A 19,640-nucleotide genomic window follows, 5' to 3' on the forward strand; every position below is an offset into this window, starting at 1 on the left:
GATCTATAATCGCGCCATTGCCACCTCCCGAAGCCCAGCGATTCCGATGCCGAACGATGCCTCCCCCTCGCTGCTGACCGTGAGCGACGCCGCGTCGCGGCTCGGCGTCACGCCTCGCACACTGAAGTATTACGAAGAGCGCGGGCTCGTCACGCCGTCACGCAGCGGCGGCCGCTATCGCCTTTACGACGAAGCCGATCTCGAGCGCTTCGCCCGCATCCTGCGGCTGCGCGCACTCGGCTTTTCGCTACACGGCATCACCGAGATGCTCAAGCGCCCGCTGGAAGAAACGGGCGACGGCCGGCGTCGCTATTCGGACGCGTCGTTGCGCGACATCCGTTCGGGCCTTGCCGGGCAAATCGACACGCTCGACAAGCGGATCGCGGCCGTGCAGCGTGAGCTGAAGGAGGCCGTCGCGCTGCGCAAGGAACTGCAGCACGACATCGACTACATCGAACGGCGGCTCGCCGGCGAAAACCCGGACAAGCTGATCGCGCAGCGGCAAGCGCAAGCCGGCACGCGGCGCGCGCGCAAGGACCGGGAATGAACGTCGCGCCCGGTCGCCCGCCGCTGTGGAGCCGCGCGAACCTGCGCGCGGACCTGTTCCCGTGGGCGCTCGCGCTCGTCACCGGCATCGACTACTTCGACAACGCGGCCTTCTCGTTCTTCGCGAGCTACATCGCGGGCGGCATCAATGCATCGCCCGACGAACTCGTGTGGTCGTCGAGCGCGTATGCGGTCACGGCCGTGCTCGGGATCCTGCAGCAGCAATGGTGGGTCGATCGCCTCGGGCATCGCCGCTACGTCGCCGGCTGCATGCTGATGTTCTCGTTCGGCGCGATCGCGGCCGCGCTCGCCGACACGTCGCTCGAGCTCGCGTTCGCGCGCGGCTTCCAGGGCTACTTCATCGGCCCGATGATGGGCGCATGCCGGATCCTGATCCAGATCAGCTTCAAGCCGCAGGAGCGGCCGCCCGCCACACGCGCATTCCTCATCATGATTCTGCTCGGCAGCGCGCTCGCACCGATCGTCGGCGGGTTGCTCGTCGCGCACTCGACGTGGCGCGCGCTGTTCGCGTGCACGGCACCCGCGGGCATCGCGTTCGCGATTCTCGCGCTCCTCACGCTGCCCGATTCCGGCAGGACGCCCGACGACGAACGCGGCTCCGGACACTTCTGGCCGTACGTCGTGTTCGCGCTCGCGCAGGGAGCGCTGCAGATCGTGCTGCAGCAGGTGCACTACCAGCTCTACAGCGGCTCGCCGATGCTGATCGCGCTGACCTTCGCGGGCCTCGGCGCGCTCGCATGGTTCGCCTACCACCAGTGGAACCATCCGACGCCGCTCGTGCGGCTGCACGCGTTTCGCGAGCGCACCTTCCAGGTCGGCCTGCTGCTCTACATGTTCTATTACTACGAGTCGACGGGCTTCAGCTATCTCACTTCCCGCCTGCTCGAAGGCGGCCTCGGCTATCCGGTCGAGAATGCCGGGCGACTGGTCGGCACGATGTCGCTGATCTCGGCGACCGCGCTGTTCGTCTACCTGCGCCATGCGAAGCGCGTCACGCACAAGAAATGGTTCGTCGTGCCGGGGTTCGCGATCGCGATCACGGCCGCCCTGTGGATGACGCGAATGACGCCGCAAGTCGGCGAAGCGGCGCTGATCGTGCCGCTGCTGCTGCGCGGGCTGTTGCTGCTGTTCATCGTGCTGCCGGTCGCCAACCTCACGTTCCGCATCTTCGCGATCGACGAATACACGCACGGCTACCGGCTGAAGAACATCGTGCGGCAACTGACGATCTCGTTCGCGACGTCGTCGGTAATCATCGTCGAGCAGCATCGGCTGGCCGTCCATCAGACGCGGCTCGTCGAGCGCGCGAACGTGTTCGATCCGCTGTTCCAGCAAACCGTCGACGCGCTCGCGCACGGCTACGCGGCTGCCGGCCATGCGCTGAACGAAGCGCACGCCCTCGCGATCGCGTCGATCGCGCGGATGGTCGCGCAACAGGCGTCGTTCCTTGCGTCGCTCGACGGTTTCTATTTCCTCGCGGGCGTCGCGCTCGTAGGCGGCCTCTTCGCGGCATGGCAAAAAGAGATCGATTGAGTTAAAAGACAGGCTTTGGATTATCCCGCGCCGCCTCCATGCTCTCGAAACTGACCCGCTGGTTCGACGACCGCCGCCGCGACCGCGCGCTGCGCAGCCACCCGATTCCGGATGCGCTGTGGCAGGACACCGTCGCGCGCCTGCCGTTCCTCGACGCGCTGCCGCCTGCCGACCTCGCCCGGCTGCGCGAGCTGACGAGCCTGTTCATCGCGAAGAAGTCGTTCTCGACCGCGCACGGCCTCGAGCTGACCGACGAGATGATCGTCGCGATCGCCGCGCAGGCTTGCCTGCCCGTGCTGAACCTCGATTTGTCGCTGTACGACGGCTGGGTCGGCGTGGTCGTGTATCCGGGCGAATTCGTCATCCGCAAGACGGTGCAGGACGAGGACGGCGTCGTTCACGAAGTCGAGCAGGATGCGAGCGGCGAAGCGTGGGAAGGCGGCCCGGTGATCCTGTCCTGGGAAGACGCGCAGATGACGGACGGCCGCGACGCGTACAACGTGGTGATCCACGAGTTCGCGCACAAGATCGACATGGTCAACGGCGCGGCCGACGGGTATCCGCCCCTTTTTCGCCGCTGGCATGCGCCGCACCTCGACGCGCAGGCGTGGGCCGACGTGTTCGAGCACGCGTACGACCAATTCTGCGCGCGCGTCGATGCGGTGCCGGAGCGCGCATGGGCGCGCTTCGAGCGCGACTCGCTGATCGATCCGTATGCGGCCGACCACCCGTCGGAGTTCTTCGCCGTGTGCAGCGAGGCGCTGTTCGTGCGGCCGCGCGCGTTCGAGTCCGAATTTCCGGAGCTCTACCGGCTGCTCGCCCGCTACTATCGGCAGGATCCGGCCCGGACTGGGGCCCTCGACGCGCGATGAAAATTATTCGTCAACCGTCTGATTTTCTGGCATAATCGCCGTTTTTCGACCTTAGGCAAGTGGCTCGCGCCGGGCTTGACGTCGGCTGAATCGTGCAAATGCGTGCGGTCCGGCACGGCAAGCGGCGGGTTGGCTACCGCTCTCACCAAGGAAAATCATGAAACCTGGCATTCACCCGGACTACCGCGAAGTCGTCTTCCAAGACATGTCGAACGGCTTCAAGTTCATCACGCGCTCGACGATCCAGACGCGTGAAACCATCGAACACGAAGGCAAGACCTACCCGCTCGCCAAGATCGAAGTGTCGTCGGAATCGCACTCGTTCTACACGGGTCAGCAAAAGATCATGGACACGGCAGGCCGTGTCGAGAAGTTCAAGAACAAGTTCGGCGCACGCGCCAGCGGCAAGGTCGCGAAGTAAGCTTCGCACCGCTCCGGTGGTTGCAACGCACCGGTACCGCACGAAAGGGCAGCCCAGGCTGCCCTTTTTTGTCTCCGCTCGCCGGAAAGCGCCGTGCGGTCGGCAGGCGGCCCGGCAATCGTCTGACGCGCACCGGCCGGCGCGTCTACAATGCCGGATGCTCGAATCCCGCGCCGTCGGCGCATGACCGCGCCGGCCGCCGCCCATAACAAATCGCTCATCTGCATGAAGCCAGTCGTTCGTCTCACCGCCTCCGCCACGCGCGCGCTGCCGCGCTGGCTGCTGCTCACGCTCTGCCTCGTCTACGCGGCGTTCGGCCTGTTCGGCCGCGACCCGTGGAAGAACGAGGACGCAGCAGGTTTCGGCGTGATGTGGACGATGGCCACCGGCAGCTGGCACGACTGGCTGCTGCCGAATCTCGTCGGCAAGTTCATCACGACCGACGGGCCGCTCGGCTACTGGCTCGGCGCGCTGTCCATCCGCGCGCTGGCGCCGTGGGTCGACGCGAGCAACGCGTCGCGCATCGACACGGGCGTGCTGTTCTGCGTCGCGTGCGCGTTCGTCTGGTACGCGGCCTACCTGCTCGGCCGGCGCGCCGAAGTCCAGCCGTTCAAATACGCATTCGGCGGCGAGCCGGAGCCGCGCGATTACGGCCGCACGCTCGCCGACGGCGCGCTGCTGATCCTCGTCGCGTGCTTCGGGCTCGCGGAGCGCGGCCACGAAACGACGCCGCAGCTCGCGCAGTTCGCGTGGATCGCGATGTTCGTGTACGGCATCGTGCGCGGCATCGACAAGCCGATGCAGGGTGCGCTCTGGTGGGGTGTCGCGATCGGCCTCGTCGCGCTGTCCGGCAACCCGGTGCTCGTCGTCGCGCTGCTCGCCGGCACGGCCGCGCTGTGGCTCGTCACGCCGGAGATGCGGAACCTGCGGCTGCCGCTGATCGGCCTGCCGCTCGCTGCCGCGATCTTCGCGCTGTGGCCGCTCGCCGCGCTGCGCGCGGCACCCGACGACGCCGCGTGGTTCTTCAATCAGTGGATCCACGGCAGCCTGATGCGCTTCTCGGGCCCGCCGACCGCGGTGCTCGCCTACGCGGCGAAAAACCTGCCGCTGTTCACGTGGCCCGCGTGGCCGCTCGCGATCTGGGCCTGGTGGAGCTGGGCCGGCATGCGCCGCCGCGCGCATATCGCGATTCCGCTGTCGGTCGTGGTGCCGCTCGTCGCGCTCGTGATCCTGCAGAGCCAGCAGTCGAACCGCATGTACATGCTGCTGTTGCCGCCGCTCGCGGTGCTCGCCACCTTCGCGCTGCCGACGCTCAAACGCGGCGCGATCAATGCGTTCGACTGGTTCGCGGTGCTGAGTTTTACGATCCTCGGCACGTTCGTGTGGCTCGTCTGGCTCGCGTCGCTCACCGGCTTCCCGCACCCGCTCGCACGCAACCTCGCGCGCCTCGTGCCGGGCTACGAACCGCATTTCAAGATCCTGTCGTTCATCTGCGCGGTGATCGTCACCGGATGCTGGTGCCTGCTCGCGCGCTGGCGCATCTCGCGCCAGCCGAAGGTGCTGTGGCGCAGTGTCGTGCTGTCGGGCGCCGGCACCACGCTGATGTGGGTGCTGCTGATGACGCTGTGGCTGCCGATCGTCAACTATGGCCGGACCTACAGCGACGTCGCGCAACAGATCGCGTCGCATCTGCCGAAGGACTACGAGTGCATCTCGCCGGTGCGGCTCGGCGACGCGCAGATCGCGACCTTCGCGTACTTCGGCGACATGCACTTCGAATTCTCGGGCGACTGCGACGTGATCCTGCGCCAGGACCGCGCCGACTTCGGCGAGCCCAGCGCGATGTCGCAATACGTGTGGCGTCTCGTGTGGGAAGGCCGCCGCGTCGCCGACCGCGACGAACGCTTCCGCCTGTACGAGCGCATCGAGCGGCCGACGACGCCCGCCAAGCGCCGCGGCCCGCGCCACCGGACGGTCGATTGACGATGTTCGCCGACATCCGCCGGATCGTCGGTCTCGCGTGGCCGGTGCTCGTCGGCCAGCTCGCGATCATCGCGTTCGGCGTGATCGACACGGCGATGGTCGGCCGCTACTCGGCCATCGACCTGGCCGCACTCGGGCTCGGTTCGTCGATCTACGTGTCGGTCTACATCGGGATGACGGGCATCCTGTCCGCGCTGCAGCCGATCACCGGGCAGCTTTACGGTGCGCGGCGCTACGCCGAAATCGGCGAGGAGGTCCGCCAGGCGCTGTGGCTCGCGCTGATGCTCGCGGTGCCCGGCTTCCTGCTGCTGCATTTTCCCGAACCGCTGCTGCGCCTCGCGCACGCGCCGCCCGCGCTGCACGAGCGCACCGTCGATTACCTGCGGATCCTGTCGTATGGCCTCCCGGCGAGCCTCGTGTTCCGGATCTACAACGCGCTGACCAACGCGGCCGGCAAGCCGCGCCTCGCGATGATCCTGCAGGTCGGCGCGCTGCTGCTCAAGTTTCCGCTCAACGTGTGGTTCATCTTCGGCGGCTTCGGCGTGCCGGCCCTCGGCGGCCCCGGCTGCGGGCTCGCGAGCACGCTGATCAACTGGGCGCTCGCGCTGATCGGCTTCACGCTGCTCGCGAAGCTCGACGTGTTCTCGCCGCTTTCGATCTTCTCGCGCTTTTGCTGGCCCGTGTGGGCTCGCCAGAAGGCGATCCTGAAACTCGGCGTGCCGATGGGCCTGTCGTACCTGATCGAGGTCACGTCGTACACGTGCATGGCGCTCTTCATCGCGCAATTCGGCACGACGACGCTGGCCGGCCACCAGATCGCCGGCAACATCGGCGCGGTGCTGTACATGACGCCGCTGTCGATCGGCGTCGCCGCATCGACGCTGGTGGCACGCGCGCTCGGCGCCGGCCGCCCGGACGAGGCGCGCCTGCTCGGCCGGCACAGCGTGATGCTCGCGTGCGCGATCGCGGCCGCGTACGGCGTGCTCGTGTTCACGCTGCGTCCGCTGATCGTCGGCGCCTACACGCCGAACCCGGCGGTGGCCGCCGCCGCGCTGCCGCTGGTCGCGATCGTCACCTGCTACCACTTCTTCGACGCGCTTCAGATCACGTCCGCCTTCGTCCTGCGCGCGTACAAGGTCGCGATCGTGCCGACCGTGATCTATGCGGTCGCGCTCTGGGGCGTCGGGCTCGGCGGCGGCTACGTGCTCGGCTTCGACGTCGGCGGCATCGCGCCCGCATGGCTGACCGGCGCGCGCGGCTTCTGGTTCGCGAACATGGTCAGCCTGTTGCTCGCGGGCGCAGGCCTTGCCCTCTACCTGCGCCACGTCAGCCGCGCGCACCTTGCCGTGCAGCCCTGACGCGCGGCGCGCGACCTACGCGTCCTCCAGCACGTCGGCCGCGTGATACGACGACCGCACGAGCGGGCCCGCGACGACTTCCCTGAAACCGAGCGACAGCCCCTCGTCGCGCCACGCGGCGAACGCCTCGGGGCTCACGTAGCGGCGCACCGGCAGGTGATGCGCGGACGGCGCGAGATACTGGCCGAGCGTCAGCACGTCGACCTCGTGCGCGCGCAGGTCGCGCAGCGTGTCGCACACCTCGTCGTCGCGCTCGCCGAGCCCGAGCATCAATCCCGATTTCGTCACGAGCGTCGGGCGCGCGGCCTTCGCCTGCGCGAGCAGTTCGAGCGAACCGCGATAGTCGGCGCCCGGCCGCGCCGCCCGATACAGCGACGGCACCGTCTCGATGTTGTGATTGAACACGTCCGGCCACGCCGACGAGAACGCATCGAGCGCCCGCGCGACGCGGCCCCGGAAATCGGGCGTCAGCACCTCGACGCCGATGCCCGGCACGCGCGCGCGCACCGCCGCGATGCACGCGGCGAAATGCGCGGCGCCGCCGTCGCGCAGGTCGTCGCGATCGACCGACGTGATCACGACGTAGCGTAGTTCGAGCGCCGCCACCGCGTCGGCGAGCCGCGCGGGTTCGTCGGGGTCGAGCGGCTCGGGGCGGCCGTGCGCGACGTCGCAGAACGGGCAGCGCCGCGTGCACAGTCCGCCCATGATCATGAAGGTCGCGGTGCGCTGCGCGAAGCATTCGCCGATGTTCGGGCACATCGCCTCCTCGCAGACGGAATGCAGCCGGTGATCGCGCAGCACGGCCGCCATGTCGGCGACCGCCCCGCTCATCATCGGCCGCGCCCGCAGCCACGGCGGCTTCGGCAGCGCCGCGCCGGCCGCAGGCTCGACGCGCACCGGAATGCGCGCGAGCTTGTCGCGGCTGCGCGCGCCCGGCTGGCCGAGTGCGGTGAGGCTGGGTCGTTCGAGCGCGGCGGTCATCGTCAGTCTCCGAGAAACGCGACGATCAGGCGGTTCACGTCGGCAGCCGCCTCCATCTGCACCATGTGGCCGCTGCCGGCGATCACCTCGACCCGCACGCCGTCCGGCAACCCGTGCGCATGCTGCACCGGAATCACCTGGTCGCGCTCGCCCCAGATCACGAGCGTACGCGGCGCGAGCGATGCGACGCGGTCGCGGAACACGCGCCGCTGCGACGCGCCGTCGAACGCGGCATTCGCGATCTTCTCCAGCGCGGCCTGCACGCCCTCGAGCCGCTTGTACTTGACGAGATCCTCGACGAGTTGCCGCGTGACGAGCGCGTTGTCGGCGAACAATGCGCCGAGGTGCGGCTTCAGCGTATTGCGGCTGTTGCCGGCGACGAAGCCGTCGATGTAGCCGCGATTGATGTCGGTGCCGAGCCCGGCGCTCGCGATCAACGTCAGCGAGGCCACGCGTTGCGGCGCGCGCTCCGCCGTCGCCATCGCGACCGCGCCGCCCATCGAATGCCCGATCAGGTGCGCACGGTCGATATGCTGCGCGTCGAGCAGCGCGAGCACCGCGTCGGCCAGCTCGTCGAGGCTGCCGGTGTCGACCGCCTTGCCCGACTCGCCGTGCCCGGGCAGGTCGAGCGCCCAGACGGGCCGATGCGCGGCCAGCTCCGCATGGTTGAACAGCCAGTTGTTCAGGTCGCCGCCGAAGCCGTGGATCAGCACCGCGGGCGTGCCCGGACCGTCGCCCAGCTTCAGGAACCGGAGCGTGCGTCCGCCGATCTGCGCCTTCTCGGGTTGCGGGCCTGCCGTGTCGTCGGCGGCCGCGGCCGGCACGAAATCCCGCTGGAATTCGGCGATCGCCGCGTCGATGTCGGCATCGCTTGCGTCGGCCGCGGCCACCACGCCGAGCAGCGCACCGACCGGCAGCGTCTCGCCTTCCTGCGCGACCTGCCGGCGCAGCGTGCCGTCGAACGCGCACTCGACGCCCGACGAAATCTTGTCGGTCTCGACGTCGAGCACTTCGTCGCCCTTCGTCACGCGCTCGCCGACCGCCTTCAGCCAGCCGTTGACCTGCCCCTGCTCCATCGAAAGCCCCCACTTGGGCATCGTGATCATGTGAATCGACATCGTGTCAGCTCCTCGTCTTCAGAACCGCCTGCGCGATCGCGTCGGCGGACGGGATGTAAAGGTCTTCCAGCACGCCGGCGAACGGTGCGGGCGTGTGCGGCGCGGTCACGAGCTCGATCGGCGCCTTGAGCGACCGGAACGCGCGCCGTGCGACGAGCGCGGCGATGTCGGTCGCGATCGAGCAGCGCGGGTTCGCTTCATCGACCACCACGACGCGCCCGGTACGCTCCGCGCTTTCGAGGATCGTTTCCTCGTCGAGCGGCGACGTCGTGCGCAGGTCGATCACGTCGACCTGGATGCCGTCCTTCGCGAGCCTGACGGCCGCGTCGGTCGCCAGATGCACCATGCGGCCGTATGTGACGATCGTCGCGTCGTCGCCGTCGCGCACGACGTTCGCCTCGCCGAACGGAATCGCATAGGATTCCTCAGGCACGTCGCCTTCGCGCGTATAGAGCAGCTTGTGTTCGAGGAAGATCACGGGATCGTTGTCGCGGATCGACTGAATCAGCAGCCCCTTCGCGTCGTAAGGCGTCGACGGGCACACGACCTTCAGCCCGGGGATGTGCGTAAACAGCGACGTGAGCATCTGCGAATGCTGCGCGGCCGCGCGCAGGCCGGCGCCGTACATCGCGCGGATCACGACCGGCGTCACGGCCTTGCCGCCGAACATGTAGCGGAATTTCGCGGCCTGGTTGAAGATCTGATCGAAGCACACACCCATGAAATCGATGAACATCAGCTCCGCGACGGGCCGCATTCCGCACGCGGCCGCACCGACCGCCGCGCCGATGTAGCCGCCTTCCGACAGCGGCGTATCGAGCACGCGGCCCGGAAACTTGTGGAACAGCCCCTTCGTCACGCCGAGCACGCCGCCCCACGCGTCGTCCTCGCCCGACGCGCCCGCGCCGCCCGCGTTGTCCTCGCCCATCACGATCACGCTGTCGTCGCGCGCCATTTCCTGCGCAAGCGCCTCGTTGATCGCCTGCGAATAAGTGATCTTTCTTGCCATGTCCGTCTCCTGGAGTATTGGTTTCGCCTTGCCGGCCGCGGGCCGGTGGCCGCCATGTCACATCGCGCTCACGGGTACGACACGTACACGTCGGTCAGCAGGTCAGCCGCGTCGGGCAGCGGCGCGGCCTTGGCCTGCGCGACCGCGTCGTCGATCAACGACTTCACCTGCGCATCGACCGCGCGCAGCTCGTCGGTCGTCAGCACTTCGGCACGTACCACGCGCGCTTCGAAATGCTTCAGGCAGTCCTTCTCGTCGCGCAGCTTCTGCACTTCGCCCGGCGCGCGATAGGTCTGCGCGTCGCCTTCGAAGTGACCGAAATAGCGGGTGAACTTCACCTCGACGAGCGTCGGGCCGCCACCGTTGCGCGCGCGTGCGACCGCTTCGCCGAGCGCCTCGTGCACCGCGAAGAAGTCGAAGCCGTCGACGATCACGCCCGGCATCCCGAAGCCGTTCGCGCGGTCGGCGATGTTGTCGGTCGCGACCGACCAGCTCGACGACGTCGCTTCCGCATAACCGTTGTTTTCGGCCACGAAGATCGCCGGCAGCCGCCACACCGACGCGAGGTTCATCGATTCGAAGATCACGCCCTGGTTCGACGCGCCGTCGCCGAAGAAGCACACGCCGACGCCGCCCGTCTTCTTGTGCTTGGCCGCGAGCGCCGCGCCGCACACGAGCGGGCCGCCCGCGCCGACGATCCCGTTCGCGCCGAGCATGCCCATCGACAGGTCGGCGATGTGCATCGAGCCGCCCTTGCCGTGGCAGACGCCTGTCTTCTTGCCGTAGATCTCGGCCATCATCCCGTGCACGTCCACGCCTTTCGCGATGCAGTGGCCGTGTCCGCGATGCGTGGTGGCGACATAGTCTTCAAGGCCGAGGTGCAGCATCGTGCCGACGGCGGAGGCCTCCTCGCCGGCGTACAAATGAACGAAGCCGGGGATTTCGCCGGTCGCGAACTCGACGTGCAGGCGCTCCTCGAATTCGCGGATCGTGCGCATCAGCCGGTAGGCTTCCAGCAGCGTGTCCCGGCCGAGATGTGTCGAAACGGTCATGTGTGTCTCCTGAGTAGGTCTGACTGCGAATGCCGCCGCGGCAACGCCCCGGCGACGGATTGCACGGCGGCCGCGGCCGCCGGTGAAACGTGAAGCCGTCGTCAGGCGCGCCACCCGCCGGCATCACGCAACAACTGCCGCGACGACGCGTAACGCAGCGTGCGGCCGACATCGACGGTCAGCGGCCCGCGCCAGTCGAGCGCGATCTCGTAGCGGTCGCCGCGCGTGACCTCGATCTCGCGCTCGCCATCGAACGCGAGCGTGCCGTGCTCGAACGGGATCGTCTGCCACGCGCCCGGTTCGAGCCGCTCGCAGCTGCGCATCACGACACGATCGACGCGCCCGGGGGCGATCGGCGCGACGAGCGGCGTGCCGGCGTGCTTGCCGTCGGCGGCGAAACGCATCGCGAGCCCGTGCGGCGCGCTGCGCTCGAGCGGCGCCCACGCGCCGCCGAGCGCGGACAGGCCGATGCCGTCCGGCGCCGCGAAAGTCAGATAGAGCGAGTCGATGTCGTCGGGCCCCGAGATCGCGCGCGCGCCGACGAAGCGCTGGCGGGCCGCGCACACGTCCACGAGCGCGATCTCCTCGCGCCCCGCGCTCGCGCCTGCCGTGCAGCGCACGACGAGCCGCTTGTTGCGCGCGAACGCGACCTCGGCCGGCACGACGCCGGTCGCGGCGAGCCCTGCCGCGACGCCCGCGACGGTCGCTTCGCGATGCTCGGGAAACGCGTTGTTGGTGCCGGTGGACAGCGCGACGAGCGGCGTCGCGCCGCAATGCGCGGCGACCGCGCGATGGGTGCCGTCGCCGCCGAGCACGACGATCAGCGCGACTTCCATCCGGCGCATGTAGGCGGCGCCCGCGTGCGTGTCGGCGACGGAATCGGAGATCGGCAGGTCGACGAATTCGACAGCGGGCCAGCGCTCGTGCGGCGCGACCGCGCGATGCGTATCGAGCGCACGCATCAGCAGCGTCGAGATGCCCGTCTTGTCGCGCAAGGTCAGCACGCGCTCGACGCCCATCGCGCCGAGGCCGGCAAGCAGGCGCACGACCATGTTGGCTTTCTCCGCCGTCGGGAACACGGATGCATGCGTCGTCAGGCGGCGAATGTCGCGCCCCGATGCGGGGTTCGCGATCACGCCGACGGTCACGGGCGTCGTCACGGGCTTGTCTCCATCCAGTGGACCGGCGCTCGCGCCGGCCCTGCATGTGTCGTCCGCCGTCGTCGAGGGCAGCGGACCGTCGTCGCCGACGCAACCGCGCCGGGCTTGCCGTGACATCTGCAAGCGGCGTGCCACCGCGCGTGCAACGACCGCGAAACCCGCTTGCAGACTGGCGCGGCGGCGGTGCCGCCCATCGCCAGCCTCCTGCTGCGATCGCCCGACGCCCGCGAAATCGTCCGCGCGTCTCACGCCGTCGATCTCCCGGTGCGCCGGTTTCGGCACCTTCGTTCGGGTGCGCCTCGCGCCGGCAAGCCGCGCGCATCGCGGCGCGGCGCGCAACGCCGTGAGATTGGTCGCCCGCACGCGTGGCATGCCCGTGCGTCTCAGCGTCGCGAGAGCGGCTGAGATGCCGCTGAGACGAACGTCTCACGTCGCGCGCGTGCTGCGATGCAATGTGATCGGCGCAGGCGGATGTGCTACAAGAACATCGAATTCCCCGCCGTACGGAACCGGAGCCGACCATGCCCTATGCCGTCCCCCAGGCCCAGCACGCCGACCGCGTGCTCGGCGCGCTCGCCGGGCGCCTGCCCGCGCCGGCCGATTCCGCGCGCCTGGTGTCGTCGTGGCAGCGCTCGCTCGAACGCTACGCGCTCGACCCCGCGTCGTCGATCGGCCCGCGCGTGCTGACCGCGGCCGAGCTGCGCGAGGTGCGCGACAAGGAGGAAGCGTTCCTGCGTGCATCGGGCCAGTGCCTGACGCGCCTGCACGACATGATTCGCGTCGCCGATTACTGCGTGATGCTGACCGACGCGCACGGCGTGACGATCGACTACCGGATCGACCGCGAACGTCGCAACGACTTCCGTCATGCGGGGCTGCACATCGGCTCGTGCTGGTCGGAAAGCGAGGAAGGCACCTGCGGGGTCGCGAGCGTGCTGACCGATCTCGCACCGATCACCGTGCACAAGACCGACCACTTCCGCGCCGCGTTCACCACGCTCACCTGCAGTGCGGCCCCGATCTTCGCGCCCGGCGGCGAACTGATCGGCGTGCTCGACGCGTCGGCCGTCCAGTCGCCGGACGGCCGCGACAGCCAGCGTCTCGTGTACCAGCTCGTTCGGCAAAGCGCGGCGCTGATCGAGGACGGCTACTTCGTGCACAGCACCGCACAGCACTGGATATTGTTTGGGCATCCGAATCGTCATTACGTCGAGGCGCAGCCCGAATGGCTGATCGCGTTCGACGAATGCGGCAACATCGTCGCCTCGAACCGGCCGGCACGCGACGCGCTGCCCGCGCTGCGCGAACCGCGCCATATCGACGAGATCTTCGATGCGACCGAAATGCCGCTGCGCGATGCCGCGCGGCTCGATACGATCATCGCGCTGCGGCTGCGCGCGACCGGCGCTCCGCTCTATGCGCGGCTGCGCGCGCCGCTACGGCGTACCGGCCGCGAAACCGGCACGGCACGGGCCGCCACGACATCGCGCCGCCCCGGCACCGTGCAGCGCCACGTCGGCGCGCTGACACCGTTCCTGCACAGCAGCGACACGCGCGTCGCTCAACAGGCCGAACTTGCATTGCGGGTCGCGAGCAAGCGGCTGCCGATTCTGGTGCTGGGTGAAACCGGCGCCGGTAAGGAAGTATTCGCCCGCGCGATCCACGATGCCGGTGCACGGCGCGCACGGCCGTTCGTCGCGGTCAACTGCGGCGCGCTGCCCGAGGCGCTGATCGAAAGCGAGCTGTTCGGCTACGCGGCCGGCGCGTTCACCGGCGCACGCAAGCACGGCGCACGCGGCAAGATCGCGCTCGCCGACGGCGGCACGCTGTTTCTCGACGAAATCGGCGACATGCCGCTCGCGCTCCAGACGCGCCTGCTGCGCGTGCTCGCCGACGGCGAGGTCGTGCCGCTCGGCAGCGATACGCCCGTGCGCGTCGATCTCGACGTGATCTGCGCGACGCACCGCGATCTCGCCGCGATGGTGGCCGACGGCACGTTCCGCGAGGATCTGTATTACCGGCTGAGCGGCGCGACGTTCGAACTGCCTCCGCTGCGCGAGCGCGCGGACGTGCGCGACGTGATCGCCGCGGTATTCGCCGAGGAAGCGCAGGCGACGGGCCACGTGCTCACGCTCGACCCGGCGCTCGCCGAACAACTCGCCGCGTACGCGTGGCCCGGCAACGTGCGCCAACTGCGCAACGTGTTGCGCTACGCGTGCGCGGTGTGCGATACCGCGCGCGTGACGCTGCGCGACCTGCCGGCCGATCTCGTCCCGCGGCTCGGCGCCGGTCCGGCCGGCGCGCTGCCCGACGACGAACGCGGCCGCATCGTCGCGGCACTCACCGCGCACCGCTGGCGGCCCGACGCGGCCGCGCGCGCGCTCGGCATGTCGCGCGCGACGCTGTACCGGCGCATCGCGAAGCACCGGATCGTCGCGCCGCACCGCGCGTGACGCGTAAGCGCACGCTTCGTCATGCGGGCTGCCCGGCCGCTTCGTTCGCGGCGTCTGTCACGCCGGCCGCCTCGTCGCGCCGCTTGAATACCTCGTGCGCGGCAAACAATGCGTTCAGCGCGGCCGGCATCCCCGCATACACGGCCATCTGCATGAACACCTCGACGATCTCGTCGCGCGTGCAACCGACGTTCAGCGCGGCCTCGATATGCACCTTCAATTGCGGCTGCGCGTTGCCGAGCGCGGCCAGCGCGGCGATCGTCGCGATTTCGCGCGCTTTCAGGTCGAGCTGCGGCCGGCTGTAGATGTCGCCGAAACTGAATTCGACCAGGAGCCGCGCGAAGTCCGGTGCGATCGGCGCAAGCGCCGCGACCACGCGTTCGCCCACTTCGCCGTCGATTTCCTTCAGTTTGTTCCAGCCGCGCGTGTAGCGATCCTCAACGAGTCGTTCCATCGTGTCCGTCCTGTTCCGATAATGAGAGAGAAGGTTTCGCCCGTCGTGCCGTTTCCCGTCCCTGCGCCTCGTAGTACGCGATCTTGTCGCCGATCGCATCGAGGTTCGCCTGCAGCTCCGCGATATGCGCACGCACCGCGTCGCGATGCGCGACCAGCAAGTCGCGCCGCGCGCCGAACGTCGACTCGCCCTGCTCGCGCAGCACCGCGAACGCCTGGATCTGCGCGATCGGCATGCCGGTCGCCTTCAGGCGCATCACGAAGGCCAGCCCGGCAAGGTCGGCCGGCGCATAGAGCCGGTGCCCGGCCGCCGTGCGCGAAATCGCGCGCAGCAGGCCGGCCTGCTCGTAGTACCGCAGCGTGTGCGTCGACACGCCCGTCAGTTCGGCGACTTGCCCGATCGTCAGCGGGCCTGCGGCGGAAGGTTGGGATACGGTTTTCGACATGGCAGGAACAAGGTTAGGAGTTAGAGTTCACTCTAAGTCAAGCGCGATCGCACGACCAGCGCGACAACGATCCGCTCGCCCCCTCAACACCGTAAACAATGGTCAAAATCGGCGCCTGGCGCGGGTTTCGGCCTTTACAGCATCGCAAGCCTTCAGCAAGATTCAGTCAGCCTGTCTTAAAAAGGGCACGCATTTGTCCTATGCTTAACGGCGACGCCCGGCCAGGTCTCGCCGCGCCGTCCGTTGCAACAGCCATTCATCCGTCAGAACCAGGGAGCCCTTGCCATGCTGAAAAAGCTGCTGATGCTGTTCGTCGCGCTGTCGCTGTCGCTCGCCGCCGGCCTTGCCGCGGCCGTCGAAGTCAACACGGCCGACCAGGCCGCGCTCGAATCGGTGAAGGGCCTCGGGCCCGTGAAGTCGAAGGCGATCATCGACGAGCGCACCAAGAACGGCCCGTTCAAGGACGCGGACGATCTCGCGAACCGCGTGAAGGGTCTCGGCACGAAGTCGGTCGGGCATCTCGAGGAAAACGGCCTGACGATCGGCGGCTCCTCGGCGCCGCCGAAGGGCGTGAAGCTGTCGAAGCCGGCCGCGACGACGCCGGCGACCACCTCGGCCACGACGTCGGCCGGCACCGCTGCGACGTCGCCGGCCGCTACGCCGGCGCCCACGCCGGCCCCGGCCGCCAGCGCACCGGAAGCGGCGTCGAAGCCGGCCAAGAGCAAGCGCGCGTCGAAGAAGGAAAAGGCGGCCGCGGCTGCAGCGGCATCCGCCGATGCGGGCGCGAGCGCGCCGGCCGCAGCGTCGTCCACGAAGGCGACGAAGGGTTCGAAGAAGAAGAGCAAGAAGGACAAGGCCGCCTCCGCCGCAGCGGCGTCGGGCGCCTGATGTACGCCGCGCGCACGCGTCGCGTGCGGGCGGCATTCGATCAACGGGCGCCGTCGTTGCGGCGCCCTTTTCTGTGAAGGTGAAGAACCATGGGTCTCCTCGACATCGTTGGCGGTCTGATCGGCGGCCAGTCCGGCGGCAACTCGCAAAGCGCGCTCATCACGACCGCGCTCGAATTCATCAACAACCAGCCGGGCGGCCTGAACGGGCTGATCGAGAAGTTCAAGGCCGGCGGCGCCGGCGACATCATCGGCTCGTGGGTCGGCAACGGCGAAAACCAGCCGATCTCGCCGGACACGCTGCAGAACGTGCTCGGTTCCGAGGTCGTCGGCTCGCTGGCGAGCAAGGTCGGCATCGACCCGTCCCAGGCATCGTCGATCCTCGCGCAGGTGCTGCCGCACGTCGTCAACGGCGCGACGCCGAACGGCGAAGTGCCGGCCGGCGGCCAGATCGATACGTCGAACGTGCTCGGCACGCTCACGCAGCTCGCCGGCATGTTCGGCGGCAACAAGCAGGCCTGAGCACGCATCGTGCCGCCTGACGGCCGCGACGGCGGTTTCGGCCGCCCCATATGCAAACACCCCGCCTGAGCGGGGTGTTTGTTTTTGCGCGCCCGGCGCGAACCGGGCGCGCGGGCGACCAGCGACGATCAGTGCACGACGCGGTCGAACACGAACGTGCCGTCGTTGACGTCGACCGGGATCACGTCCTTCGGACCGAAGCGGCCCGCGAGGATCAGCTTCGCGACCGGGTTCTCGATCTCCTGCTGGATCGCGCGCTTCAGCGGCCGCGCGCCGAACAGCGGATCGTAGCCGACCTTCCCGATCTGCTCCAGCGCCGCCGGCGACACGTCGAGCGCCATGTCGAGCTTCGCGAGCCGGTCGTGCAGGCGCGCGAGCTGGATCTTCGCGATCGATTCGATGTTGCTGCGATCGAGCGCGTGGAACACGACGACGTCGTCGATCCGGTTCAGGAACTCGGGGCGGAAGTGCTGCTTCACTTCGAGCCACACGGCGTCCTTGATCTCTTCCTGCGGCGAACCCGTCATTGCCTGGATCACCTGCGAGCCGAGGTTCGACGTCATCACGATCACCGTGTTCTTGAAGTCGACCGTGCGGCCCTGCCCGTCGGTCATGCGGCCGTCGTCGAGCACTTGCAGCAGCACGTTGAACACGTCCGGATGCGCCTTCTCGATCTCGTCGAGCAGGATCACGCTGTACGGCTTGCGGCGCACGGCTTCCGTCAGGTAGCCGCCTTCCTCGTAGCCGACATAGCCCGGCGGCGCGCCGATCAGCCGCGCGACGCTGTGCTTCTCCATGAACTCGCTCATGTCGATGCGGATCAGGTGCTCTTCCGAGTCGAACAGGAACGACGCCAGCGCCTTGCACAGCTCGGTCTTGCCGACGCCCGTCGGGCCGAGGAACAGGAACGAGCCGTACGGGCGGTTCGGATCGGCGAGACCGGCGCGCGAACGACGGATCGCGTCCGCCACCGCGCTGATCGCCTCGTCCTGGCCGACCACGCGCTCGTGCAGCTTTTCCTCGATGTGCAGCAGCTTCTCACGTTCGCCCTGCATCATCCGCGACACCGGAATCCCGGTTGCACGCGACACGACTTCCGCGATTTCTTCCGCACCGACCTGCGTGCGCAGCAGACGCGGACGCGTCGGGTTGTGCTGCTCCTGCTCTTCGGCCTGCGTGACCTGCTTCAGTTGCGACTCGAGTTGCGGCAGCTTGCCGTACTGCAGCTCGGCAACCTTCTCGAGCTTGCCTTCACGCTGCAGGCGCGCGATGTCGGCCCGCACCTTCTCGATCTCTTCCTTCAACTGCGCGCTGCCCTGCACCGCTGCCTTCTCGGCGGTCCAGATCTCTTCCAGGTCCGCATATTCGCGGCCGAGGCGTTCGATCTCTTCCTCGATCAGCTGCAAGCGCTTTTGCGACGCCTCGTCCTGCTCCTTCTTCACGGCCTCGCGTTCGATCTTCAGCTGGATCAGCCGGCGATCGAGCTTGTCCATTTCTTCGGGCTTCGAATCGATTTCCATCTTGATCTTCGACGCAGCCTCGTCGATCAGGTCGATCGCCTTGTCCGGCAGGAAACGGTCGGTGATGTAGCGGTGCGACAGTTCGGCCGCGGCGACGATCGCCGGGTCGGTAATGTCGACGCCGTGGTGCAGTTCGTACTTTTCCTGCAGCCCGCGCAGGATCGCGATCGTCGCCTCGACGCTCGGCTCGTCGACGAGCACCTTCTGGAAGCGGCGCTCGAGCGCGGCGTCCTTCTCGATGTACTTGCGGTATTCGTCGAGCGTGGTCGCGCCGATGCAGTGCAGCTCGCCGCGCGACAGCGCCGGCTTCAGCATGTTGCCCGCGTCCATCGCGCCTTCGGCCTTGCCGGCACCGACCATCGTGTGAATCTCGTCGATGAACACGATCGTCTGGCCTTCGTCCTTCGCGATGTCGTTGAGCACGGCCTTCAGGCGCTCCTCGAACTCGCCGCGATACTTCGCGCCGGCGAGCAGCGCGGCCATGTCGAGCGACAGCACGCGTTTGCCCTTCAGCGTCTCGGGCACTTCGCCGTTGACGATCCGCTGCGCGAGCCCTTCGACGATCGCGGTCTTGCCGACGCCCGGCTCGCCGATCAGCACCGGGTTGTTCTTGGTGCGGCGCTGCAGGATCTGGATCGAGCGGCGAATTTCGTCGTCGCGGCCGATCACCGGATCGAGCTTGCCCGCGCGGGCGCGCTCGGTCAGGTCGACCGTGTATTTCTTCAGCGCCTCGCGCTGGCTTTCCGCATCCTGGCTGTGCACCTGCGAGCCGCCGCGCACCGCCGCGATCGCGGCTTCGAGCGCCTTGCGCGTGAGGCCGTGCTGACGGGCGAGCTTGCCGGCTTCGCCCTTGTCGTCGGACACGGCGAGCAGGAACATCTCGCTCGCGATGAACGTGTCGTTGAGCTTTTGCGCTTCCTTGTCGGCCTGGTTCAGCAACCCGGCCAGCTCACGGCCGACCTGGATGTCGCCGCCCGTGCCCGTGACTTGCGGCAGGCGCGAAATGGCTTCGTTCAGCGCGCCTTGCAGCGCCTGCACGTGAACGCCCGCGCGCGACATCAGCGAGCGGGCGGAGCCGTCCTGCTGCGCGACCAGCGCCGCCAGCACGTGAACGGGTTCGATGTATTGATTGTCGCGGCCGGCCGCGAGGCTTTGCGCGTCCGCGAGTGCTTCCTGGAACTTGGTGGTGAGCTTGTCGATTCTCATTTGGCGAGACCTCCAATTTTCGATTAACACCAAGATGAGGATGGTTATACGGGTTTCAAGCGAAATTCCGGTTGATTCAGCGCAAAAATCGCCGTGCGG

Annotated in this window: 17 protein-coding genes; 9 read left to right on the plus strand and 8 right to left on the minus strand. The window is 68.3% G+C overall.

Annotated features, from left to right (window positions below):
- Window positions 1-46: 46 nt before the first annotated feature.
- The 6 genes from WS51_RS19570 to WS51_RS19595 all read left to right on the plus strand — a co-directional run bounded on the left by WS51_RS19570 (window position 47) and on the right by WS51_RS19595 (window position 6,734).
- Complete coding sequence (locus tag WS51_RS19570) at window positions 47-547, plus strand: MerR family transcriptional regulator (RefSeq protein WP_059449883.1); 501 nt, start codon at window positions 47-49, stop codon at window positions 545-547.
- Window positions 544-2,100, plus strand: coding sequence for an MFS transporter (locus WS51_RS19575; protein ID WP_059770105.1), 1,557 nt, complete (start codon window positions 544-546; stop codon window positions 2,098-2,100). Before WS51_RS19570 ends, WS51_RS19575 begins: the two co-directional genes overlap by 4 nt.
- 38 nt (window positions 2,101-2,138) lie before the next feature.
- Entirely contained in the window at window positions 2,139-2,972 is an 834-nt protein-coding gene (locus tag WS51_RS19580; RefSeq protein WP_059449885.1) for a M90 family metallopeptidase, read from the plus strand.
- A 157-nt stretch (window positions 2,973-3,129) separates the two neighbouring features.
- The gene (locus WS51_RS19585; RefSeq protein ID WP_040144297.1) at window positions 3,130-3,393 is read left to right on the plus strand and encodes a type B 50S ribosomal protein L31; all 264 of its coding nucleotides are present in this window, start codon (window positions 3,130-3,132) and stop codon (window positions 3,391-3,393) included.
- A 225-nt stretch (window positions 3,394-3,618) separates the two neighbouring features.
- The gene (locus tag WS51_RS19590) at window positions 3,619-5,376 is read left to right on the plus strand and encodes an ArnT family glycosyltransferase (protein ID WP_059450028.1); all 1,758 of its coding nucleotides are present in this window, start codon (window positions 3,619-3,621) and stop codon (window positions 5,374-5,376) included.
- A gap of 2 nt (window positions 5,377-5,378) precedes the next feature.
- Window positions 5,379-6,734, plus strand: coding sequence for an MATE family efflux transporter (locus tag WS51_RS19595; RefSeq protein ID WP_059503118.1), 1,356 nt, complete (start codon window positions 5,379-5,381; stop codon window positions 6,732-6,734).
- Window positions 6,735-6,749: 15 nt separating this feature from the next.
- Here WS51_RS19595 and lipA read toward each other — a convergent pair whose 3' ends face one another.
- The 5 genes from lipA to WS51_RS19620 form a co-directional block, all read right to left on the minus strand.
- Window positions 6,750-7,715: a lipoyl synthase gene (lipA, locus tag WS51_RS19600; RefSeq protein WP_059790383.1), complete on the minus strand. Its 966-nt coding sequence runs from the start codon at window positions 7,713-7,715 to the stop codon at window positions 6,750-6,752.
- A 2-nt stretch (window positions 7,716-7,717) separates the two neighbouring features.
- A complete protein-coding gene (locus WS51_RS19605) occupies window positions 7,718-8,833 on the minus strand; it encodes an acetoin dehydrogenase dihydrolipoyllysine-residue acetyltransferase subunit (RefSeq protein WP_059449888.1) in 1,116 nt (371 codons plus the stop codon).
- 4 nt (window positions 8,834-8,837) lie between these two features.
- Window positions 8,838-9,842, minus strand: coding sequence for an alpha-ketoacid dehydrogenase subunit beta (locus WS51_RS19610; RefSeq protein WP_069229673.1), 1,005 nt, complete (start codon window positions 9,840-9,842; stop codon window positions 8,838-8,840).
- A gap of 68 nt (window positions 9,843-9,910) precedes the next feature.
- Window positions 9,911-10,894 (minus strand): thiamine pyrophosphate-dependent dehydrogenase E1 component subunit alpha, encoded by a 984-nt coding sequence (locus WS51_RS19615; protein WP_059449890.1) that lies wholly within the window; start codon window positions 10,892-10,894, stop codon window positions 9,911-9,913.
- A 101-nt stretch (window positions 10,895-10,995) separates the two neighbouring features.
- Complete coding sequence (locus WS51_RS19620) at window positions 10,996-12,054, minus strand: ATP-NAD kinase family protein (RefSeq protein WP_059770351.1); 1,059 nt, start codon at window positions 12,052-12,054, stop codon at window positions 10,996-10,998.
- Between the two features lie 521 nt (window positions 12,055-12,575).
- On the opposite strand from WS51_RS19620, the gene WS51_RS19625 reads away from it, so the two are divergent.
- Window positions 12,576-14,507: a sigma-54-dependent Fis family transcriptional regulator gene (locus tag WS51_RS19625; protein ID WP_069229674.1), complete on the plus strand. Its 1,932-nt coding sequence runs from the start codon at window positions 12,576-12,578 to the stop codon at window positions 14,505-14,507.
- A gap of 19 nt (window positions 14,508-14,526) precedes the next feature.
- Here the strand turns inward: WS51_RS19625 and WS51_RS19630 are convergent, their stop codons facing one another.
- Window positions 14,527-14,961 (minus strand): carboxymuconolactone decarboxylase family protein, encoded by a 435-nt coding sequence (locus tag WS51_RS19630; protein WP_059503124.1) that lies wholly within the window; start codon window positions 14,959-14,961, stop codon window positions 14,527-14,529.
- Window positions 14,945-15,406, minus strand: a complete 462-nt coding sequence (locus tag WS51_RS19635) for a MerR family transcriptional regulator (RefSeq protein ID WP_059503126.1) — start codon at window positions 15,404-15,406, stop codon at window positions 14,945-14,947. Before WS51_RS19635 ends, WS51_RS19630 begins: the two co-directional genes overlap by 17 nt.
- Before the next feature lie 285 nt (window positions 15,407-15,691).
- On the opposite strand from WS51_RS19635, the gene WS51_RS19640 reads away from it, so the two are divergent.
- Window positions 15,692-16,294 carry a ComEA family DNA-binding protein gene (locus WS51_RS19640; RefSeq protein ID WP_059790393.1) on the plus strand — a complete coding sequence of 201 codons (603 nt, stop codon included), beginning with the start codon at window positions 15,692-15,694 and terminating at the stop codon, window positions 16,292-16,294.
- An 89-nt stretch (window positions 16,295-16,383) separates the two neighbouring features.
- Window positions 16,384-16,815: a YidB family protein gene (locus WS51_RS19645; protein ID WP_059449895.1), complete on the plus strand. Its 432-nt coding sequence runs from the start codon at window positions 16,384-16,386 to the stop codon at window positions 16,813-16,815.
- A gap of 128 nt (window positions 16,816-16,943) precedes the next feature.
- On the opposite strand, the gene clpB is transcribed toward WS51_RS19645, so the two are convergent.
- The gene (clpB, locus tag WS51_RS19650; protein WP_059449896.1) at window positions 16,944-19,541 is read right to left on the minus strand and encodes an ATP-dependent chaperone ClpB; all 2,598 of its coding nucleotides are present in this window, start codon (window positions 19,539-19,541) and stop codon (window positions 16,944-16,946) included.
- Between the last annotated feature and the right edge of the window lie 99 nt (window positions 19,542-19,640).

Source organism: Burkholderia territorii (assembly GCF_001718335.1).
Classification (GTDB): Bacteria; Pseudomonadota; Gammaproteobacteria; order Burkholderiales; family Burkholderiaceae; genus Burkholderia; species Burkholderia territorii.